Annotated in this window: 15 protein-coding genes and 3 pseudogenes; 13 read left to right on the forward strand and 5 right to left on the reverse strand. The window is 46.1% G+C overall.

All coding sequences use genetic code 11. The features are described from left to right. Positions 1-46: 46 nt before the first annotated feature. Positions 47-340: a hypothetical protein gene (locus HMPREF3096_RS28195; RefSeq protein ID WP_227406430.1), complete on the reverse strand. Its 294-nt coding sequence runs from the start codon at positions 338-340 to the stop codon at positions 47-49. 308 nt (positions 341-648) lie between these two features. Here HMPREF3096_RS28195 and HMPREF3096_RS28200 point away from each other — a divergent pair, with 308 nt between their 5' ends. From HMPREF3096_RS28200 to HMPREF3096_RS28240, 9 genes and pseudogenes are all read left to right on the forward strand, one after another. Next, positions 649-2,172: a type I restriction-modification system subunit M gene (locus tag HMPREF3096_RS28200; protein ID WP_029404318.1), complete on the forward strand. Its 1,524-nt coding sequence runs from the start codon at positions 649-651 to the stop codon at positions 2,170-2,172. Beyond that, on the forward strand, positions 2,162-3,418 hold the full coding sequence (locus tag HMPREF3096_RS28205; protein WP_069136110.1) for a restriction endonuclease subunit S: 1,257 nt from the start codon (positions 2,162-2,164) through the stop codon (positions 3,416-3,418). Before HMPREF3096_RS28200 ends, HMPREF3096_RS28205 begins: the two co-directional genes overlap by 11 nt. Continuing rightward, positions 3,415-4,098 (forward strand): YecA/YgfB family protein, encoded by a 684-nt coding sequence (locus HMPREF3096_RS28210; protein ID WP_048326527.1) that lies wholly within the window; start codon positions 3,415-3,417, stop codon positions 4,096-4,098. The genes HMPREF3096_RS28205 and HMPREF3096_RS28210 overlap by 4 nt, the downstream gene beginning before the upstream one ends. Beyond that, positions 4,043-5,905, forward strand: coding sequence for a cold shock domain-containing protein (locus HMPREF3096_RS28215; RefSeq protein WP_227506522.1), 1,863 nt, complete (start codon positions 4,043-4,045; stop codon positions 5,903-5,905). The genes HMPREF3096_RS28210 and HMPREF3096_RS28215 overlap by 56 nt, the downstream gene beginning before the upstream one ends. Before the next feature lie 69 nt (positions 5,906-5,974). Continuing rightward, the gene (locus tag HMPREF3096_RS28220; protein ID WP_048326532.1) at positions 5,975-9,259 is read left to right on the forward strand and encodes a type I restriction endonuclease subunit R; all 3,285 of its coding nucleotides are present in this window, start codon (positions 5,975-5,977) and stop codon (positions 9,257-9,259) included. Beyond that, positions 9,256-10,011 (forward strand): M48 family metallopeptidase, encoded by a 756-nt coding sequence (locus HMPREF3096_RS28225; RefSeq protein ID WP_048326535.1) that lies wholly within the window; start codon positions 9,256-9,258, stop codon positions 10,009-10,011. The genes HMPREF3096_RS28220 and HMPREF3096_RS28225 overlap by 4 nt, the downstream gene beginning before the upstream one ends. 51 nt (positions 10,012-10,062) lie before the next feature. Beyond that, on the forward strand, positions 10,063-10,572 hold the full coding sequence (locus HMPREF3096_RS28230; RefSeq protein ID WP_047358320.1) for a hypothetical protein: 510 nt from the start codon (positions 10,063-10,065) through the stop codon (positions 10,570-10,572). A 57-nt stretch (positions 10,573-10,629) separates the two neighbouring features. After that, positions 10,630-12,501 carry a DUF262 domain-containing protein gene (locus HMPREF3096_RS28235; RefSeq protein WP_069136106.1) on the forward strand — a complete coding sequence of 624 codons (1,872 nt, stop codon included), beginning with the start codon at positions 10,630-10,632 and terminating at the stop codon, positions 12,499-12,501. Positions 12,502-12,776: 275 nt separating this feature from the next. Next, positions 12,777-13,908, forward strand: a pseudogene (locus HMPREF3096_RS28240) (IS3 family transposase). Between the two features lie 11 nt (positions 13,909-13,919). On the opposite strand, the pseudogene HMPREF3096_RS30170 reads toward HMPREF3096_RS28240, so the two are convergent. Further along, a pseudogene (locus tag HMPREF3096_RS30170) lies at positions 13,920-14,269 on the reverse strand (IS1 family transposase); the annotation flags it as partial. Positions 14,270-14,670: 401 nt separating this feature from the next. On the opposite strand from HMPREF3096_RS30170, the pseudogene HMPREF3096_RS30175 reads away from it, so the two are divergent. Further along, positions 14,671-14,778: pseudogene (locus tag HMPREF3096_RS30175) on the forward strand (antirestriction protein ArdA); the annotation flags it as partial. 117 nt (positions 14,779-14,895) lie between these two features. Here HMPREF3096_RS30175 and HMPREF3096_RS28245 read toward each other — a convergent pair. Genes HMPREF3096_RS28245 through HMPREF3096_RS28255 form a run of 3 tightly spaced genes read right to left on the reverse strand, consistent with a single transcriptional unit; the run spans position 14,896 to position 18,917 of the window. Beyond that, complete coding sequence (locus HMPREF3096_RS28245; RefSeq protein ID WP_004118901.1) at positions 14,896-15,888, reverse strand: thioesterase, FlK family; 993 nt, start codon at positions 15,886-15,888, stop codon at positions 14,896-14,898. Next, the gene (locus HMPREF3096_RS28250) at positions 15,885-17,474 is read right to left on the reverse strand and encodes a class I adenylate-forming enzyme family protein (protein ID WP_048326540.1); all 1,590 of its coding nucleotides are present in this window, start codon (positions 17,472-17,474) and stop codon (positions 15,885-15,887) included. Before HMPREF3096_RS28250 ends, HMPREF3096_RS28245 begins: the two co-directional genes overlap by 4 nt. 36 nt (positions 17,475-17,510) lie before the next feature. Further along, positions 17,511-18,917: a purine-cytosine permease family protein gene (locus HMPREF3096_RS28255; RefSeq protein ID WP_048326542.1), complete on the reverse strand. Its 1,407-nt coding sequence runs from the start codon at positions 18,915-18,917 to the stop codon at positions 17,511-17,513. Positions 18,918-19,840: 923 nt separating this feature from the next. Between HMPREF3096_RS28255 and HMPREF3096_RS31960 the strand changes: the two genes are divergently transcribed. The 3 genes from HMPREF3096_RS31960 (at position 19,841) to HMPREF3096_RS31970 (ending at position 20,718) form a co-directional block, all read left to right on the forward strand. Then, positions 19,841-19,963: a transposase gene (locus tag HMPREF3096_RS31960; RefSeq protein ID WP_032413283.1), complete on the forward strand. Its 123-nt coding sequence runs from the start codon at positions 19,841-19,843 to the stop codon at positions 19,961-19,963. Positions 19,964-20,232: 269 nt separating this feature from the next. Then, a complete protein-coding gene (locus HMPREF3096_RS31965) occupies positions 20,233-20,439 on the forward strand; it encodes a DDE-type integrase/transposase/recombinase (protein ID WP_135724588.1) in 207 nt (68 codons plus the stop codon). 117 nt (positions 20,440-20,556) lie between these two features. Continuing rightward, positions 20,557-20,718 (forward strand): integrase core domain-containing protein, encoded by a 162-nt coding sequence (locus tag HMPREF3096_RS31970; RefSeq protein ID WP_117077785.1) that lies wholly within the window; start codon positions 20,557-20,559, stop codon positions 20,716-20,718. The last annotated feature ends 116 nt before the right edge of the window (positions 20,719-20,834 follow it).

Genomic DNA, 20,834 nt, shown 5'->3' on the forward strand with positions numbered 1-20,834 from the left:
ATCGGGCATTATCTGAACATAAAACACTATCAGTAAGTTGGAGTCATTACCCAGCCCTGTGGAACTCCTGCTGTTGCAATTCCCGCCATTTATACCAATGCGAAGTGTCCTGGAAGAAATTGATTTGATTAGAATTAACACCACTTGAGGGAAGAACATAAAGTACCCCACGCGCGGATTTCATAAACACTGCATTTCCAGGGCCAGCCTGAGTCATCAGACTAAGCAAATCATCCTCAGAAAACATTGTGGATAACGCGTCAATGTCTGCTTGATATTTTTCGAGGATATGAGCGTTTTTAATGTTTCGCTTCGGATTGCCAAGGTAAGCTTCAAACATAGTCATGCCCTTTTAACATTTAAAGTCACATGAGAGGCTTTATGTAGTGATAGCGGGATATATCATTACCCCAACGGCAGTTTTACACCATAGCTAATATGGATGTTATCTTACTAAGATAATTGGTTTTTTGCGAGTGGCGAAACAGGTTGTGTCAGTTTATGACATGTCGATATGATGGGGACGATGCCAACCGGAATGCTGCGATATTGGCGTGTCAGGAGAGGCATCTTACGGTATCATTTACCGCAATTTTTTACGATGCAAAGCCCTGCATCGCTAGCTTTTTCTTCAGACCAGGATGATTCATGAACGACAAAATCAGTCAGGATACGATCAACAAAGCCCTGTGGGCCGCGTGTGATACGTTCCGTGGTACCATCAGTGCTGATACCTACAAAGACTTTATCCTTACAATGCTGTTCCTTAAGTACATTTCAGATGTCTGGCAGGATCACTATGACGAATATAAAGAGCAATATGGTGATGCGCCGGAACTGATTGAAGCGATGATGGCGAATGAACGTTTCGTGTTGCCGAAAAGCGCCAGCTTTTATGCGCTGTATGAGCGCCGTCATGAGCCAGGCAACGGTGAACGTATCGATCAGGCATTGCATGCGATTGAAGAAGCCAATGGCACCAAACTGAAAGACGCCGGGAAAAGTGTCTTCCAGGATATTTCGTTTAACACTGACCGCTTGGGTGAAGAAAAACAGAAGAACACCATCCTGCGCCAGCTGCTGGAAGACTTTGCCGGTGAAGATCTTAACCTGAAGCCAAGCCGTGTAGGTACGCTGGACGTTATCGGTAATGCCTACGAATATCTGATTAAAAACTTTGCCGCCAGCGGTGGGCAAAAAGCCGGGGAATTCTATACCCCGCCGGAAGTCTCGGACCTGATTGCTGAACTGCTCGATCCGCAGCCGGGTGATACCATTTGTGATCCTGCCTGTGGTTCAGGTTCGTTGTTAATGAAGTGCGGGCGTAAGATTGTCTCCGGGCATGACAGCCGTAACTATGCTTTGTTCGGTCAGGAAGCGATTGGCTCCACGTGGTCGCTGGCGAAAATGAACATGTTCCTGCATGGCGAAGACAACCACAAAATCGAGTGGGGCGATACCATTCGTAACCCGAAGCTGCTCGATAAAAATGGCGACCTGATGCTGTTTGATATCGTGACCGCAAACCCACCGTTCAGCCTGGATAAGTGGGGTCATGACGAGGCCGAGAATGATAAGTTTGGTCGTTTCCGTCGCGGTGTACCGCCGAAGACTAAAGGAGATTACGCCTTTATCTCACACATGATAGAAACCCTAAAACCGGGGACTGGTCGTATGGGCGTGGTGGTGCCACACGGTGTGCTGTTCCGTGGCTCCAGCGAAGGCAAAATTAGGCAGAAACTGATTGATGAAAATCTGCTGGATGCGGTGATTGGTCTACCAGAGAAATTGTTCTACGGTACGGGGATTCCGGCTGCGATTCTGATTTTCAAAAAGCAGAAAGTGGATGACAAGGTGCTGTTTATCGATGCCAGCCGCGAATTCAAGGCAGGTAAAAACCAGAATCAGCTCAGCGAAGAAAACATTGAGAAAATCGTCAAGACCTACCGTGATGGCGATAACGTCGAGAAATACGCCTATCTCGCCAGCCTGAAGGAGATTCAGGACAACGACTATAACCTCAATATCCCTCGTTATGTTGATACCTTTGAGGAAGAGGAAGAGATCGATTTGCTGGACGTTCGCGCTGAGCGGGAGGAATTGAAAACGGAACTGGCGAAGCTGGAAACAGAGATGGCAGGTTATCTGAAGGAGTTGGGTTATGGTGCCTAAGGGATGGACGCTTGGAACCTTAAAAGATTTGGCAGATACGATTATGGGGTATGCCTTCAGAAGTGAAGATTTTGTTCCAACAGGTATTCCTTTACTTAGGATGGGTAATCTATACCAAAATACATTAGATTTAAACCGTAACCCTGTGTATTTACCTGATTCCTTTAAATTTGACTATAAAAGATTCTTGGTATCGCCAGGTGATTTGGTCATGTCTATGACGGGCACCATGGGAAAACGTGATTATGGTTTTACAGTTGAAATTCCTTCAAACACTCAATACTCATTGCTAAATCAGCGAGTACTAAAGATAGTTCCAAAAAATAACGCGAGCTCTGGTTATATTTTGAATCTACTCCGGAGTGAGTTGATTCTATCTGTATTGTATTCATTTCCAGGTGGAACGAAGCAAGCTAACTTATCAGCTAAACAGCTACAGGAGATACCAGTACTTATTCCCCCCGAGTTAGAACAAAAGAAAATCGCCCAAATCCTATCAACCTGGGATAAGGCGATTTCGGTGACGGAAAAGCTGCTCGCCAATAGTCAGCGGCAGAAAAAAGCCCTGATGCAACAATTGCTTACTGGAAAGAAGCGCTTACTGGATGAGAATGGGACAAGGTTTTCTGAAACTTGGAAATTATATGCCTTATCGAAATTATTTCAGAGAGTTACGACCAAAAACAATGGAAAAAGCAACAATGTTGTAACCATTTCTGGACAACATGGTTTGATTAAACAGGAAGACTTTTTCAAGAAAACAGTCGCATCAGATACCCTTGATGGTTATTTCTTATTAAAAAAAGGGCAGTTTGCTTACAATAAAAGTTACTCTAATGGTTATCCGATGGGTGCAATAAAAAGATTAAATCGATATCCAGAGGGAGTAGTAACAACTCTGTATATATGTTTTGAACTTACTATACCCAAAAAATCATGTGGTGACTATTGGGAGCATTATTTTGAGTCAGGGCTTTTGAATAACAGTTTGTCTCAAATTGCTCATGAAGGTGGACGGGCTCATGGCTTGCTAAATGTAAAACCTTCGGACTTCTTTTCATTAAAAGTTGCGGTTCCTGGCTTTGAAGAGCAACAAAAAATCGCATCAGTTCTGTCCGCTGCCGACACCGAAATCTCCACACTGGAGAAAAAACTCGCCTGCCTGAAAGACGAGAAGAAAGCCTTGATGCAGCAACTGCTGACCGGGAAACGTCGGGTGAAAGTGGATGAGGCGGTTGCCGTATGAAACTGACGAAAAGCGGTCCACTGACTGACCGGGAAATCGACTGGCTGGAAGAAATATTAATGAAGTATGGAATGGATGATTCTGTACTCTGTTTCTCTGAGCTGGATGGATTGCTGACGGCGATTTTATCAGGTCCAAATATGGTTTCACCCAATATCTGGCTGAGTGCTATTTGGGGAGGAGGCGATTATCATCCGAAATGGTCATCTGAGAGAGAGATGGAGCGTTTTGTCAGTCTGTGTTTTCAGCATATGAACGATATCGCTGGTTGCCTTTATGACGCCCCTGAACTGTTTGAGCCGATTTTCAATGAGCGTGAGGTAAAGGGGGAAAAATATACCATTGCGGAAGAGTGGTGTTTTGGTTATATGAAAGGAAAGTCACTGGATGACTGGTCGGGTCTTCCCGGTGAGTTACGGCCTTCTCTGGAAGCGATCGCTCTTCATGGCGTGGAGAAGAATTTTCCTGTACTTGAGAAAATGACCGGAGAGCAGTTTGAGAAAAGTATTTCCCTTATTCAGCCTGCTGCACTGGCGCTTTATCAGTACTGGTTGTCAGTGAGAATGTCAGAGGCATCATCCCGGCCTGTTCCCGTGAAGGGGGCAGAAAAACTGCCCGGTCGTAATGACCCGTGTCAGTGTGGCAGTGGTAAAAAATTTAAAAAGTGCTGCCTGCACTGACAAAGCGGAAGGGGGCTTGCTCATGGCAGTGAACAATCTGGATCGTTCCCGGTGGTACATGGGAAATGTTCTCTGGTTCGGAGGCTACAACAGCAAAACGGATCGGGAGAATAACTTTGGCTTCCTCTTATCAGAGAATGGTAATGACCTGTTTTTTCATAAGAATGAGATAAGCCGGAACTATACACCCGCTGACAATACACCGGTGCTGTTCAGGGAAGGTATAGGTAAAAATGGTAAGCCTACGGCTTTTAACGTTCACATTCTTGATAAAACAGATGAGGAGACGGCTGAGCTCCTCATTGAATATCTCCGGGCTATTATTGAGGAGGGCGTTGATTTCGCTCGTTGGCGTTATCGTGACTGCGTTATTAATTTCCTCACTCAGTCCTTTGGCGAAAGGGCTATAATTCGGTTAGTTACCAGTGATATAGCTGTTACAAAAGTCTTACCGCTATTTTTAAAATCACGTAACTACGATAACCAGTTTGCACTTTTCGCCTCTGATAAGAATTTTGATGATTTGACCGCACAACAAATATCTCCTGCGGTCATGCCTTCGTCATTTATCGATAATAACATTGATCAATTCGCTGTTTGGGTGAAAAGATGTTCTGCGGCTACGGATTGCCAGGGGGCTTCAACATCGGACATCATCAATGAATTACTCAGCCATATATCTATAAGTGCTATTCTCTACCTGGCTTTTTACGATTGTATAAGTAGCGAGCGGATTCTTGAGCATCGGCATGATGATATAGAGAATTTTGTTCGACGTAGTTTCACGAAAAATAAAATGGATATACAACCATTTGTCCGTGATGCCTATCAGCAGAAATTCTCATCGAGAGAGCAATTTTATAAACATTCCGTGATTAGTCCTTTTATCAATACGTATTTGATTAAACAGAAGATGTTCAGAAAAGATTTCAGTTTTGTTAATGATGTCGAGTCGAATACTGAAATTGCTTCTGATCCTGAATACTTCATTCTGAGTAAATTGTTACCGTTGCTTGGGCGCAACGATGAACAGTCCGTTCTGAGTATTATTCTGCATGAGATATGGCACGGAGTCTTGTCGGGTAAAATTCCGGTAAATCATCCTTCTGTTTTCAAATTATTCCCACAATGTAGTTCATTACAAATTCGTTTCCCAAGTTTAGAATTATCCTGTGAGGCGTTTCACTGGAATGCAAAACAACCTGACGGAACGATAGAGAAAAAATTCCTTTGTCGTTCGAAAATCTGCCATGATCCGCAGGTACTACCCGACCTCAGTCGGGATTACATCGACTTCACTATTTATGACTGGCTTGCCCACTATGGCATGACCTATCTGATTGCAGGCGAACCTTCTAAGCGGGATTTCCCAATTAAACTGGCTGGGTATTTCAATCGTATCAGAGAATTACATTCCCGCTTGCATTGCCGAAGTTGTGGGGTGCTGATGGTTCCAGATATGAAATATGCTCGTGTGGAAGTCAGCGTCTGGGATACAAAGTCGAAAGGATTTGTGAAAAAACCTTTCCAGGCCGCGTATCGCCTGACCGTCTTTAAATGTGCCAGTCATTCGTGCGAACAGTTTGGTATCGGGCATTACATTAATCACTGTATTGGTTACAAATGCAGCGAAATAATTGACGCCAGGGATTTGCATGAAAAATGTTCAGAAGGACGATTTATTTGTGCATCCTGTGGTTCCTGCTGTACGACGCATCAGGAGAAATTTGGTAATGTAAACAAGGGCGAAACAGAACAGGTCAAGTACAATCGCCTTTATCGGGACTCGCCGTTCTTTTCATCATAAGTCTTCGTTCATTTTGAGCATGTCCGTAAGGACATACAGTTTCACCTCTTAGCCAAGAAGGATTACCGGGTGGATAAGCACTACCAACCTAAATTCCAGGAAGAATATAGCGCCAAAATTCCGGCACTGACGTTACTGACCAGCCTCGGCTGGACGTTTTTATCTCCGAAACAGATTATGGATTACCGGGGCTATAAACAGGATGAGGTGGTGCTGCGTCCGGTTCTGCGTGAAGAGCTGTCGAAGCGTTCATTTATGGCGGGTGGCAAAACCTGCCAGTTATCGGAAAAAGCACTGGATAACCTGATATCACAGGTCTGTTCTCCGGCGCTGAATGAAGGGCTGCTCAAAGCCAATGAACGGATGTATAACCATCTGCTCTACGGTATCGCCGTCACGGAGTTTGTCGATGGCAAGAAGGTAAACCCCACCATTGCGCTGATTGACTGGGAACATCCGGAAAATAACCAGTTCCATTTTACTGAAGAATTTACGGTATTGCGGTCAGGTGGTGTTGAAACCCGGAGGCCAGATATTGTCTGCTTTGTTAATGGTATCCCGCTGGCTGTTATTGAAGCGAAAAGCCCGGCTGGTCATGGCAAGAAAGGGCCAACCATTGACGAGGGGATATCCCAGAGTATCCGCAACCAGTTCAACGATGAAATCCCGCAGCTGTTTGTCTATAGCCAGTTATTACTTTCAATTAACGGGCATGACGGACGCTATGGTACCTGTCATACACCAATGAAATTCTGGGCGGCATGGCGCGAAGAGGATATAACCGATCCTCAGATGTATGCTCTGCGCAACCATCAGTTATCGACTGAACAAATTCATGCGTTGTTTGATCATCGTCCTTCAGCCGATCTCGACTGGTACCAGCAGTTAATCGCCGCTGGTGAACTGGCTGTCAGTGGACAGGATAAGTTGCTTATCAGCCTGCTTTCGCCGGAACGTCTGCTGGAGATGACCCGCTTCTTCACCCTGTTTGATAAAAAGACAGGGAAGATAGTCGCTCGCTATCAGCAGGTGTTCGGCATAAAAAGACTGCTGGAATGCATCAGTACTCGCAGACCGGATGGGGGCAGGGAAGGTGGGGTGATCTGGCATACCACGGGGTCAGGTAAATCGTACACCATGGTGTTCCTCAGCAAGGCGCTGATCCTTCATGACAGCCTGAAGCAGTGTCGTATTGTGGTGGTGACGGACCGCGTGGACCTTGAAGGGCAGCTCAGCGGCACTTTTGTCTCTGGTGGCGAACTGGCAGGGAAGGATGATAAGGCCAAAGCGATGGCGACCTCAGGTCAGAAGCTGGCACAGCAGATTGGCTCTGGTAAAGAACGTATAATCTTTACCCTTATCCAGAAATTTAACTCAGCGACAAAATTGCCTGAATGCGTCAATACCAGCCCCGACATCATCGTTCTGATTGATGAAGGACACCGGAGCCAGGGGGGGGAGAACCATGTGCGAATGAAACTGGCCCTGCCGAATGCCGCCTTTGTGGCATTTACCGGTACGCCGTTGCTGAAAGAAGATAAGACCACCAATAAATTCGGGCCGATTGTCCACGCTTATACCATGCAGCGAGCGGTAGAAGATCAGGCGGTGACACCTCTGCTCTACGAGGAACGTATTCCCGACCTTGAGGTAAACGACCGGGCAATAGATGCATGGTTTGATCGTATTACCGATGGGTTAAGCGAAGCGCAAAAAGCCGACCTTAAGCGTAAATATGCCCGTAAAGGTGAGGTTTATAGTGCAGATGATCGCATCCGTCTGATCGCACTCGATATCGCCACGCACTTCTCGAAGAATATTGATGAGGGACTGAAAGGCCAGCTTGCCTGCGACAGCAAGATTTCCGCCATCAAATATAAAAAGTATCTTGATGAAGCCGGGTTGTTTGAGTCAGCTGTAGTTATCAGCCCGCCGGATACCCGGGAAGGGAATACTGAGGTGGATGAAAGCAAACTGCCGGAAGTGACTAAATGGTGGAAGGATAACGTCGGCACGCAGGATGAGTCCGTGTATACCCGCAATATCATCAGTCGTTTCGATACCGATGATAAGCTTAAATTGTTGATTGTCGTCGATAAACTGCTCACTGGATTTGATGAACCAAAGAATACCGTGCTGTATATCGACAAGCCGCTTAAATCCCATAACCTTATCCAGGCGATTGCCCGGGTAAACCGACTGCATCCACTGAAAAAGTTTGGCCTGCTGATAGATTATCGCGGCATTCTGGCTGAACTAGACACGACTATCGGCAAATATCAGGATCTCGCCTCCCGAACTCAGGGAGGATACGACATCAAGGATATTGACGGGCTGTACAGCGCTATGAGTTCTGAATACAAGCGACTGCCGCATCTGTATAACCAGCTGTGGGCCATATTTGCCGGTGTTAAAAACAAAAATGATACTGAGCAGTTACGTGCGGTACTGGTGCCTAAAATGGAAGAACGTGACGGAGAGATGGTCGATATCCATCAGAAAACCCGTGATGATTTCTTCGAGGCGTTAACGGCCTTTGCCGGATGCCTGAAAGTGGCACTGCAGTCCGCCACTTTCTTCACCGACAAGAGTTTTACGGAACAAGACCGAAATCTCTATAAAGAAACCGTAAAACAGATGTCCAGCCTGCGCCAGTGGGCGATGCAGGTCAGCGGGAAGCAGGTCAATTATGACGACTACGCGGAGCAGGTTAAAAAACTGCTGGATAAGCATGTCACCGGCGTTGAGATTAGTGAACCGGATGGCGTGTATGAAGTTGGTAAAATGGGCAAGAGCGAAAAGCCCGAAGAGTGGGACAACAATAAAACCCGCAACGAGACTGACATCATTAAAACCCGTGTGACGAAGATGATTGAGCAGGAGCTGCGTGATGACCCATATGCTCAGGAAGCCTTTTCAAAACTCCTGCGTATGGCTATTGAAGAGGCTGAAAAACTGTTCGACCATCCGTTGAAACAGTATCTCTTGTTCCGTGAATTTGCGGAAAAAGTGGAAGCCCGTAAACTCAGCGATATTCCGGAGGCACTGGCGGTAAACAAGCATGCTCAGGCGTATTACGGTGTATTTAAAAAAGAGCTACCTGAGGTTTTTGCGGTAAACGACGATCAGGTGCAGGAGAAGTGGACGAAGCTGGCCTTTGAAGTGGACAGCATTATCGTCAAAGCGGTGGCAGAAAACTCCCTGAACCCACAGGATATTGAAAAAGCCGTTAAGACAAGTCTTTTGCCGCTGCTGTTTACGGCCTGCCGGGAGATGGGTGCCGGAATGAATCAGTTTAACCGTATCGTGGAAACCATCATCCAGATCCTGCGTGTTGGTTTGATGAAATCATGAGTGAAAAAGAGTCGCCAGCAATGAAAACGTTACGCATTGTTTATGGTGATGAGGTCATCGTCGTACAGTGTGTTCCGCGTCAGGTCGTAAAGGGCAGGGTGCTCATCAAGGTGCATCCCGACTGCCGGGTAGTGGCCTCTGTACCGCCAGAAACACCGGAGCACGAGATGTTGTCTGCGCTGAAAAAACGAGGGCGCTGGATATACCAGCAACTGCGTGATTTCAGGGAGCAACAGACACACATTGTTCCGCGTCAGTATGTCAGCGGAGAAAGCCATTATTATCTCGGTAAGCAATATCAGTTGAAAGTGACAGAAGACGCTACTGTGCCGCAACGAGTGAAAATGTTGCGTGGGCGTCTGGAAGTGACTGTCAGACACAAATCGGCAGAAAAGATTAAAGCCTTGCTGGCTGAATGGTATCGGGAACGTGCCAGAGATGTTTTTCAGCGCAGGCTTGATTTACTGATTCCGCAGACCCTTTGGGTCAGTGAGCGTCCTCCGATACGTCTGCGGGCGATGCAAACGCAATGGGGCAACTGTTCAGCAAAAGGCTGTCTGACCCTGAATCCATGGCTGGTTAAGGCATCCTCAGAATGTATCGATTATGTTTTGCTACATGAGTTATGCCATGTTGCTGAGCACAACCACAGTGAAGAGTTTTACCGCCTGATGGGGCAGGTTATGCCTGGGTGGGAAAAGGTCAAGAAACGGCTGGATGGCATGGCTGGGATGTTGTTGGCTGATATGTAGTAAGAGCCCAGCTAAATTAAAATATTACAGAACTATATAAGAAGGGGTTTTATGTTTTTCAAAATTGTTAGAAACTTTAAAGCCAAGATTGGACCGTTCTTATTAACCCTGTTTTTGGCTCCAGGTTATGTTCATGCCAATACGTGGGAAATAAATGTCACAAGAAAAGATAGTAATTTATATCAAATTACTGGGAAGGATTCTTTTGTTAATACTAAATATTGTTATGTTTATGCTTATTCTGAAGACGCATATCTCAGGGTTGATGGCTATGATAAAAAAATAATTTTTACAGATAGCAAGGATTCATGTGATGTAGATAATGTATTTAGCATGGTTAATATTGACTCAGGAAAGTATGAGGTAGAGGTTTCTAAAAAAGAAGATAACTGGTATGAGGTTTATGGTACAGATAATATGATAAAAACATCAATGTGCCTTAGTCTGGCTCTCAATGAAAAGGCTATTTTATCCATGGATGGTTATAGTGCAGGAGAGTTGATTTTTGATGACGGAGATAGCTGTAATGTAGAAGGGGTCTACTCTCCTGTTCGTTTGTGAATTGGATCTGGGATCAGTATGATCTGTGGTGTTCATCCAGCTATGTAAGGATATAAAATGAAAATAGAAGCCGATGTAAAAAATATATCAAAATTAAGCGATTATTATTTTTTAGTTCCCGATTATCAACGTGAGTATGTATGGAAGGTTGATGATCAGGTTGAACAGTTTATCATGGATTTAGACAATGAATACCAACCAGAGCAGAAAGATCAAAATGGTTATTTTCTCGGTTCTGTTATTATCGTAAAGAATGAGGAAAAGCATGATGTTATTGACGGACAGCAGCGGTTGACCACTATTGTCATCACTATGTGTGCCTTACGGGATCTATTAAAAGATAGATTGGATACACTTGACAAAAAAGGGCTGGAATATCTGAAAACTATTGAGGAATGGCTCTCTAGTTATGATATTAACAGTGAGGAAAATCTAATTAGACTAGATCTTCAATATGAAGAAAGTCGAGGATTTATTTCGCGGTTAATTGAAGGGCAAACCAATACCTTTGCGGAAACAGCTTCAGTAAAAAAAATGGCTGACGCGTATGATCACATTCGTGATTATCTTAAATACCAATTGCAAGATAGCTTGAATGGATTAATCTCCTTCGCTCGCTTTTTTTTAACAAAAGTTGAGCTGGTTGTCATTGAATCAGAGAACTTAAGTAGCGCATTAAAGATCTTCGAAACGATCAATCAGCGTGGTGCCAGCCTTAATGCTATGGATCTTGTTAAAAATTTGATTTTCAGTCAGATAAAAGAAGAACAGTTTTCGGCAATAAAGACAACATGGAAATCCATCACTAATAACCTTGAGTCTTGCGGCGAAAGTGATAACCCGCTTCGTTTTTTACGTTACTTTCTGATGGCACGATATCATCACGGGATTTTGCGTGAAGATGATATATATAAATGGATCATTTCAGCTGAGGGGGAACTGTCGTTGCAGTATAAGACCCGCCCTATGGTCCTCGTCAAAGAATTGGAAAAATTATCAGAACGATACGCTAACTTGGTCAATGCAACAAATGAAGCAGCCTACTGGCGTGAAAATATCCGTTTTCCAAACGTAAGTAACATTGGATATATTAATAAATATCGCTCACGTCAGCATTTGGTTTTACTAATGGCATTGGACATTAGTTGTTCTGATGATGTAATGGATTTCTTAGGTGCTCAACTTGAGAGCTTTTTATTCTTTACAAATACAATGGCTATTCAATCGAAGACATATGAGCAACGCTTTACTCAATGGGCTGTAAAGCTTCGGGATGTGAAAACGAAAGCAGAGGTTGCAAATGTTGTTTCAGCAACACTTATACCTTTTGTTGTGGAGCGTTTAGATGAATTTAAAGAACGATTCTCAATTATTAATGACTATAATTTTACGCCTCAGTATCGCCAACGTTATGTATTGGGTAGATTAGAGAATCATATCCGCCATCTTTGCGGTTTTCCGGAAAAGAGCCAGCAGGCTATTCAGCAGATGCAAATTGAGCATATTCTTCCTCAGACGGTACGAAACGCCCCTGAAAACGGGGAGTTCTCTGATGCAAATCGAACAAGTTATCTCTACAAGATTGGTAATGTAACATTATTAGAGGGTACAATTAACCAGTCCGTCAATAACTGCAATGATTTGAGTGAAGACTGGTTTTTGAAAAAACAAACAGAATATTTAAACTCTGAAATCATCATGACTCGATTACTCCACTCCCAGTACTCAATTGGTGATAACACTGCATTAAATCGCTTTAAGCTGAAATATGGATATGAATATCAAGACTGGTCCGCGGAAAACATCACATCAAGGCAACGCCTGCTGATGGATCTTGCCATTGACTGCTGGCGATTTAATGATCAGAGAATAGATGCTTATATAGTAAATAACCTGGGCACTGGACCCGGAAACGAATTTACGCTGTAAAAATATCCTTCATCGTAAAGTACCCCCTGGAACGTTATGTTTACCAGGGGCTGGGTATTCAACCTCTAAAGGTAGCGCTGATTATGAATGGATCACATTCAGAGAGCGGTTCACAGAACAGATATTACTAACTGACAGTTGTACCGAATACTGGGGGCAGGTCACTGTCACGTTGTAAGTTCATTAGACTGGCCCCCTGAATCTCCAGACAACCAATATCACTTAAATAAGTGATAGTCTTAATACTAGTTTTTAGACTAGTCATTGGAGAACAGATGATTGATGTCTTAGGGCCGGAGAAACGCAGACGGCGTACTACACAGGAAAAGATCGCTATCGTTCAGCAGAGCTTTGATCCCGGCATGCCGGTGTCGCTGCTAGTCAGCTCTTCCTGTGGCGCAAGCAGTATCAGGAAGGCAGCCTCACCGCCGATGCCGCTGGTCAACAGGTTATGCCCGCGTCGGAGCTAGACTCTGCGATGAAGCAAATTAAAGAACTGGAGCGCCTGCTGGGCAAGATGACAATGGGAAACAAGCTGCTGAAAGAAGCCGTTGAATATGGCCGACAAAAAAGTGGATACTGCACGTGCCCTTGTTGCCGGAGGATGGCGAATAAGCCTCGTCAGTCGTTGCCTCCGGATCTCACGTGCGCAACTGCATGCCATGCCCCATATCCATACTGTTATAGGCGCTCTGCCCACCTATGGTTATCGTAGGGTATAGGCACTGCTACGCAGACAATCAGAAACTGACGACATGGCGGTGATCTACGCCAAAATACCTCATCATGCGTCAGAATGCGCTGCTGCTTGAGCGTAAACCGGCAATATCGCCATCGAAGCAGGCGCATACAGGGAAAGAGGCCGCTGGAGAAAGTAACCAGCGGTGGTGCTCTGACGGCTTCGGGTTCAGCTGTGATAATGGCGAAAAACTGCAGGTCACGTTCGCCCTGGACTGCTGCGATCGTGAAGCACTGTACAGGGTGGAAAGTAATGGTGGATATGACAGCGAAACCGTACAGGGCGTGATGCTGGGTGCGGTGGAACGACGCTTCGGCAGCAGCCTGCCGTCATCCCCCGTTGAGTGGCTGACGAATAACGGTTCGGCCTACCGGTCTCACCTGACGCGTCAGTTCGCCAGAATGGTAGGACTAGAGCCTGGACATACGGCGTTACGTAGCCCGGAAAGCAACGGGATGGCAGAGAGCTTCGTCAAAACTATGAAACGCGACTACATCAGTATCATGCCGAAACCCGATGGGTTAACAGCGGTAGAGAACCTTGCAGAATCCTTCGAGCATTATAACGAATGGCATCCGCATAGTGCACCGTGGTATCGTTCGCCACGGGAATACCTGATGCGGCAAACCAGTAATGGGTTAAGTGATAAAAAGTGTATGGAAATATAGGAGCCAACCCACCCGACGTAGCCCCTCTGCTCTTCCCTTTTTACGCAGACAATAACACCCCAGCCCGCCTTTATCCGCGAGGTTACTGACTGGGGACTGAGTTTTTTAAACGACGGGAAATGGTGTTCAGACCAATGCCGATAATGTGTGGACTGGCACGGCATCCAGAGCCATTTATAGTAATATCGATGATTTTCCTCTGTTGTGTACTGCACTGTAAGGTTGTATAGGTGAAAATGAGTATCCATGGCTTACGGCACTGCCTGCAGAGATAATGCTGATGACCGGCAGTACTTTTGCCGTTACGGTCTACGCCTTCAGTCACAGCACAAGATGGCGATCCCACGTAAATGGAAGCCATAAAACACCTCAAAAACACCATCCAACACAAAATCAATAAGTTGGTAGCACTACCCAGGATTTTGTGAATATCAACGACGCAATAACAACTATGTTGCTACGCGCCACATTCATCCCGTTTAACGTTGACCGACGTGCCGTTACTATAGACGGGCCACGACTGATGCAAGGGGAGCATAAACGCTGTCAACTTAACCCGGCCACAGTTTATTTCAAAGGCGCTAACCGCCATCTTCCCATAGTTTTCAGGTTCATTTTTTGCCGTCAAACCGCCCAGCCTCCTCCTGCTATTTACCCTGCAGCGGCTTCGGTGACGCCCTTGCATCCTCCGTTGTGCTCCCGTTACTTGTGTCGGCACAGTTTAAGCCGGCCCCCAGACGACATTGACCACGGAGGTTTTTTATGGGCAACACGACCACCACACCTGCTGCCTAGGTCGGCATTTACCACAATTATTACTGCGGTAGTATTTTCGGCAAATGGTTTGACCTAACGGAGTTTGACAGCAGGGTGGTTTACCGACCTTATCTCCTTTTCGGGTATAACATAGGAATTCCCATCTTTTATGCTGGTCTGAGTCTATAGTGGGGAGAAGGAAGCGTTAGCCTACTTCTCTCCGTCGGTGGCTCAGCAGCGCTCTCCCGCAGATGCCAGCCAAGTGTCCATCATATCAAGGCGGTCATTTCCCCAGAACAGTTTGCCATCGGCAAACACTGCTGGTGCACCAAATACCCCGCGAGCAATAGCTTCATCTGTGTTCGAGACTATGGCTAGCTTCCGGGCTTCATCGCCGATGGAGGAGATGCACGCATTTTTATCCAGCCCTACTGAAGTGGCTAAGTCGCCTAAGATGGCAACATCGCTAATATCCAGACTTTGTGACCAATACGCCTGCATCACCTTGAAGGCGAATGCTTCTCCCAGCCCCTCTTCAACTGCATATAGGGTAGCTCGCAGCGCACGTGAAGGCCGCAACGGGAACTTAGGATGATAACTTAGTGGCAGCCGGCGAATGCGCGCCCAGTCCTGCATATCTTGTTTGAACCAGTTGACAAACGCTGGCGAGGCATCCAACGGTCTACGACCACCTATGCGGTCAATCAAATTGGCCAGATGGAAGGGACGTAGTACTATCATTCTTCCGTACGCAGCGGCAATTTCTCTTAGACGGGGGAAGGCGAGGTAGCACCAAGGGCTGTGAAAATCAAAGAAAAACTCCAGCGGAGCTCCCTCTGGCAGTTTACCATCAGCACGTTCAAAACGGCTGAGTGGCGCTAGAGCACGTTCATGCTTACCGCTCATGATCAATGCTCCCGCTTGATGCGCCTGTACGAAAAACTGCAACCTTTTCTCGTCTGCGCTAATTAACGTCGCCGTACAGCGAACCTCCTGATAAGGCCAGGCGGGTTTATGATGATGTACGTCGACATGGGTTCCCACGCTCACCCAGCCGGACGGTAAGTCTTTTGCTACAGCATCGGCACTGGTCTCCTCCAATAGAGCGATCAACGCTGGTGTCGACACCACTTTCACACCCGTGTTGCCAATTGCAGCTGCTGTTTGGTGCGGCCCAGGGGTGAAGACGCATGTATGTGGATAGCCTGTCACACTCATTTTCATAAAAGCTCCTTCAGTTGCCCATCAAGGGCTGCGGTTTTCAACATGCGCTTGAGGATCTTCCCGCTTGACGTCATCGGCCATTCTACGATGGTAAAGACCCGAGCAGGATGTTTAAAACCAGCTATTTTACCAACACAGGCTTTTCTTATTTCATCTTTGGATAACGGCTTGGTGGACTCAATAGCGGCGGCTACCACTTCGCCGTAAAATTTATCGGGTAGAGCGAAGACTGCAACTTCAGTGATCGACGGATGCTCACGCAGCAGATTTTCTATCTCTACAGGATAGATATTTTCACCACCGCGAATGATCATATCGCGCAGGCGTCCTCCTACCAGTTCGACCCTACCATCGATGTTTAGCCGACCGAGATCACCCGTATTCATCCAGCCTTGAGGATCGATGCAGCGAGCGGTTTCCTCCGCATCTCGATGATATCCCAACATGACCATTGGCCCACGAACCTGTAGCTGGCCGATTTCCCCGTGGGGGAGTACCACTCCGGTATTCGGATCGCAGACCTGCACTTCAACTCCAGGTAAGGGCAAGCCAGCGGTGGCAAAGCGCTGGGGACTTTGCCAGTAATCTAACGCTATCAGTGTGCTGGCTTCCGTCTGCCCGTAAACCTGCACCAACCCATTAATAGGAAACGCCCGCGCGCACTGTTCCAGAAGTCTCGGATCGCAGTCTGCACCACCGCAGGTACCGGTACGCAAAGACGAGAGATCGAAATATGGTCTGTCCGGATGCTCTAACATCGCTAAGTAGGACGTGGGGACTCCCGTCAGAACTGTACAGCGCTCCCGTTCTATCAGCGAAAGCATTTGTCCGGCGTCGAAAGCACGCATACCCAAATATGTCGCACCAGCTGTCAGGCATGCCAGAATATTCATGATGCAACCTGCACAGTGGAAGAGCGGAATAATGGATGTCCAGCGATCCATCGCCGTCACTTCCAGCCGCTGCACGGTGCCCCAGGCATTCATCATTATCCCTTCCATACAGAGTTCTGCGCCTTTAGGCCGTCCAGTAGTACCAGAAGTATATTGGATGCTAGCCAACTCTCTGGGGGACCATACCCATTCCGTCAGTTCAGCCAAAACGGGTTGGCGCATTACTGCTTCATATTCCATATCATCGAAGTTAATAATGTCTCTTAGGCTAGGGAGTTGAGGATGAATCGCTCGTACCATGGCTAAATATTCGCTGGAGCGAAAACGTTCGGACAGCAAGATGGCTACCACTTGGCTGTGATCGAGAACGTGGCGTAAATCATTATCACGGAAATGAGTATTAACAGGCACCAGTATCGCACCTAAGGCCGAAATTGCAATCTGGGCAACTGGCCACTCAATACGATTTTCTGCCAACAGAGCCACAGGGTCACCCGCTTTTACACCACGACGACTTAGCTCTAGCGCCAACTTGTCGACACTGTCAAGCCAACCTCTGAAGGTCATTCGTTGATTACCAGCATCGAATACCAGCGCTTCTTTATCAGGCCATTTTTCTGCATAATGACGCAGTAAACGGTATGGCGTATTAAGCGACGTTTTTTCGGAAAATGGGTCAACAATATATTTCATGTATGGATCCTTTTCTTGGGATTATTATTGTTACTGTTAATCAGTAGCCTGTATTTTCATAGAAGCGGGGGGCAATATTCTGCTGTAAATGTAATACACTATGCCGGTGCCAATCAGGCCAACTAACCAAGAGATATCTGCGCCATCCAACAAGCTTGCAATCGGACCAGTGTAAATACTGCTGGAAACAAAAGGAAGTTCCATTAACAAGCCAATGAAGTAAATGGAAATTACACTCCAGTTCCAGCGGCCATATATTCCTTGTGGATCGTTTAATGCCTGCAGGTCGCATTTTGAACGATGCCCCCACTGCCAGTCAGCCAGACAAATTGCACTCCAGGGAGAAATAAAGGTCAGTAGAAATAATAAAAAAGAAGAAAAAGCGTGAATGAAGCTTCCCGAGCCCCATAACGCAATGGAAACAGCTAACAAAATCATGGCTGATACATAAATAAATCGATGACCGACAGAGACGGTTGCTTTTCCTCTGAAACCATTCACCAGCGTCGCACTCGACATATAACTGCTATACGCATTCAATGTCATCATGGTTATTTTGCCGAAGCCTACGACAAAGTAAAGCAAAGATGCGACGAGACCGGATGCCCCCAGATTTACAACGAATTCTACTTCATGTCCGGTAAATGCCACTCCGGCAATAGCGGCGGAAAAAACACCAAATGTCATGGCTGCCTGAGAGCCCAGCGTTGTTCCAGAGGCGGCGGCAAAGAACACTTTCAGTTTTGATGTATCCGTAGGGAGGTAACGTGAATAATCTCCGACATAGGGGCCATAAGCAATTTGCCAGGCCGCCGCCAGTGAAATGGAAAGGATAAACTGGTTGGGAATAAACTTTCTCTGTTCTAGAAGACTGCTAATATTATGGCCAGCTAATAATGCAACGAACATGTAAATAAATGCAATGATGCCGACCACACTCGCGATCCGTGCTAAAGAATGTATGGCGCGGTAGCCTAAGGTGGCAACCAAGATCGTGATGACACCGAATAAAACGATACCCTGCCATTCTGCGGCATTCAAAATTTTAGCCACTGCCTGTCCTGCCAGCAAGGTGCCTCCAGCAGAGAACCCTATATATAAAAAACTTACCAGTAAAAGAGGGATGACCGCGCCATAAACACCAAATTGCATACGGCTTCGAATCATTTGCGGCAGTCCTGTAGCTGGCCCTTGTATGGCCTGTAGCCCCATTATGATACTGCCTAATATCTGACCTATAAATAAACCGATTAATGACCAGAAAACATCGCCGCCTAATACAACGGCCAACGCGCCGGTCACAATAGCGGTAATATTAAGGTTAACCCCTAGCCATAATGTAAACTGTCCCATAGCGCTGCCGAAGCGCTCATTATCAGGAACATAATCGATTGACCGTCTTTCTATAACCGTGTGCTTTACAGTGCTAGTGGAATGTTTCATAGATGAATCCTTTGAAAATTACAAGCATATAATCTGAACGGTACGTTGCCTGCTAGCAACATTTACTCGTTCTGCTATAGGCCGCCTGCTGTCATCAACATGAAGACTTAAACCTCTGCCTTTCTGCGATTCAGTCTTTAATACCCGTTATTTGCAGTGCCCCGATAAATTAGGGTGCCGATACCTTGACGATAAACGTGTTATGACGACATACGCCACTACTCCTCATGGGATAAACCTCATATCATTGATTCGAATACCTCAGAAATTAACTACTCTCAGATATTAATTAAGCATGACGTAGTATCATCTTCGATCGTGATGTATTTTTTCCTCCGCCTGAAGTACTCGGCAGTCTCGGGTTCTGGTTATCAACCACCACAAAGTCAGAGCCATCATGTTTAATTCTGTGATTGAAGGTACTCATCGTAATAACCGCCCCTTTACTTTGGTTGTTGGATTTTTCTCATAAAGTATAAGCTGTAAGATAGATTTAATGTACAGGCCTGCATATACAACTTGCATTAGCCATGCCATGATTGCACACCAAAACATAAAAAATTGAATTTAAAGCAGTTATTTATTCCTCAGCTGGTTTTACCAGAGAGGAGCTTTGTAAAGTATCCTCAAAGAAATCAATTGTTGATAAAATGTAAGCATGACATGCCCCATTACAGGGATAAACACTTAACATTTGCACCACAATTGAGCAATGAAGTTTTCCACTAGATAATCATTAGCTATTAATTTAAATAAAATATTATATCCTCCTGTTTTATAAAAAATATCACTCCATCTTGGCAACCGTTAAACCAGTCATGTATATACAAATGAGTTGACCCTGACTCGAACTCCTGCACCATTCAGAAACATAATGCCTGTATGTTCTACACTCCCTGAACGGAGGTGGTGAGGTCGTGCCGATGAAAAAATCACGATTCACCGAAGAGCAGATTGTTTTTGCCCTGAAGCTGGCTGATCCGGTGAAGTCCGTGCCGGAGGCCTGCCGTAAGCAGGATATTTATGATCCCACGTTTTATACGTGACGAAAAAAACGGAGGAACATCTCCTACCGAACTGAAGCACATACGGTTGTTTTGCGCTACGGGTCAGCCGTAGCTCTCTACGCTACCGTTCTGTGTCGACAGACAACAGCGCATTGCGCTCGCGTATCAGTGGGATCACCGAGACACGGGTTCACTATTGCTACCGGAGGGTTCACGTTATGCTAAGGCGGGAGGGCTGGCGGGATAAACTTAAGCGTATTTACCGACTCTAAAGCGAGCAGGGGCTGTATCCGAATCATGCCTGGGGCATGGACTTTTTTTCTGATGCCTTATTTGACGGGCATCGGTTACGCCAGCTGACAGTCATTGATCTCTACACACGCGAATCTATTGGGATCTGCGTGGGCCAGAATCTGCGCTCAACGGAGATCGCAGAGATGAACACCATTGCCCTCACACGTCTCTTACCACAGTTGCTGAAAACTGATAACGGCTCTGAATTTGCTGGAAAATGATGGGCAAGTTGGTGTATGAAGGGGAGGTCCATATAGACTTTTCCCGGCCGGGAACACCTAGGGACAATGCCACAGTGGAGTCGTTCAATGGCAGTCTGCAGTCTGCGACAGGAATGACTGAACAAGGACTGGTACATGTCTCTGGAGGTTGCATGGTGCAGAATCGAGGCCTGGCGCATACACTATAACCAGAGGCGTCCGTATTATATACCCGGTTGGATGACGCCATCCAAATTCGCAGAGAAGTCTGCCTGTTGGCAGAATATGCAGTCAACATGAAGTCTGTTATTCCTGATTACGACTGGACCATATTCGGGGTCAGGGTCAACCAACCGACATTACAAACTGATGGTTGTATCGGTGATGGTCCCAACTTATTGATAGTGTTTTATGTT

Source organism: Klebsiella sp. HMSC25G12 (assembly GCF_001807705.1).
In the GTDB taxonomy this organism is placed as follows: domain Bacteria; phylum Pseudomonadota; class Gammaproteobacteria; order Enterobacterales; family Enterobacteriaceae; genus Klebsiella; species Klebsiella variicola.

Excerpts from the sequence above, each read along its gene's own strand:
- HMPREF3096_RS28195 (WP_227406430.1), bottom strand. The coding sequence starts at position 340 with ATGTTTGAAGCTTACCTTGGCAATCCGAAGCGAAACATTAAAAACGCT.
- HMPREF3096_RS28200 (WP_029404318.1), top strand. The coding sequence starts at position 649 with ATGAACGACAAAATCAGTCAGGATACGATCAACAAAGCCCTGTGGGCC.
- HMPREF3096_RS28205 (WP_069136110.1), top strand. The coding sequence starts at position 2,162 with ATGGTGCCTAAGGGATGGACGCTTGGAACCTTAAAAGATTTGGCAGAT.
- HMPREF3096_RS28210 (WP_048326527.1), top strand. The coding sequence starts at position 3,415 with ATGAAACTGACGAAAAGCGGTCCACTGACTGACCGGGAAATCGACTGG.
- HMPREF3096_RS28215 (WP_227506522.1), top strand. The coding sequence starts at position 4,043 with ATGACCCGTGTCAGTGTGGCAGTGGTAAAAAATTTAAAAAGTGCTGCC.
- HMPREF3096_RS28225 (WP_048326535.1), top strand. The coding sequence starts at position 9,256 with ATGAGTGAAAAAGAGTCGCCAGCAATGAAAACGTTACGCATTGTTTAT.
- HMPREF3096_RS28230 (WP_047358320.1), top strand. The coding sequence starts at position 10,063 with ATGTTTTTCAAAATTGTTAGAAACTTTAAAGCCAAGATTGGACCGTTC.
- HMPREF3096_RS28235 (WP_069136106.1), top strand. The coding sequence starts at position 10,630 with ATGAAAATAGAAGCCGATGTAAAAAATATATCAAAATTAAGCGATTAT.
- HMPREF3096_RS28245 (WP_004118901.1), bottom strand. The coding sequence starts at position 15,888 with ATGAAAATGAGTGTGACAGGCTATCCACATACATGCGTCTTCACCCCT.
- HMPREF3096_RS28250 (WP_048326540.1), bottom strand. The coding sequence starts at position 17,474 with ATGAAATATATTGTTGACCCATTTTCCGAAAAAACGTCGCTTAATACG.
- HMPREF3096_RS28255 (WP_048326542.1), bottom strand. The coding sequence starts at position 18,917 with ATGAAACATTCCACTAGCACTGTAAAGCACACGGTTATAGAAAGACGG.
- HMPREF3096_RS31960 (WP_032413283.1), top strand. The coding sequence starts at position 19,841 with ATGAAAAAATCACGATTCACCGAAGAGCAGATTGTTTTTGCCCTGAAG.
- HMPREF3096_RS31965 (WP_135724588.1), top strand. The coding sequence starts at position 20,233 with ATGGACTTTTTTTCTGATGCCTTATTTGACGGGCATCGGTTACGCCAG.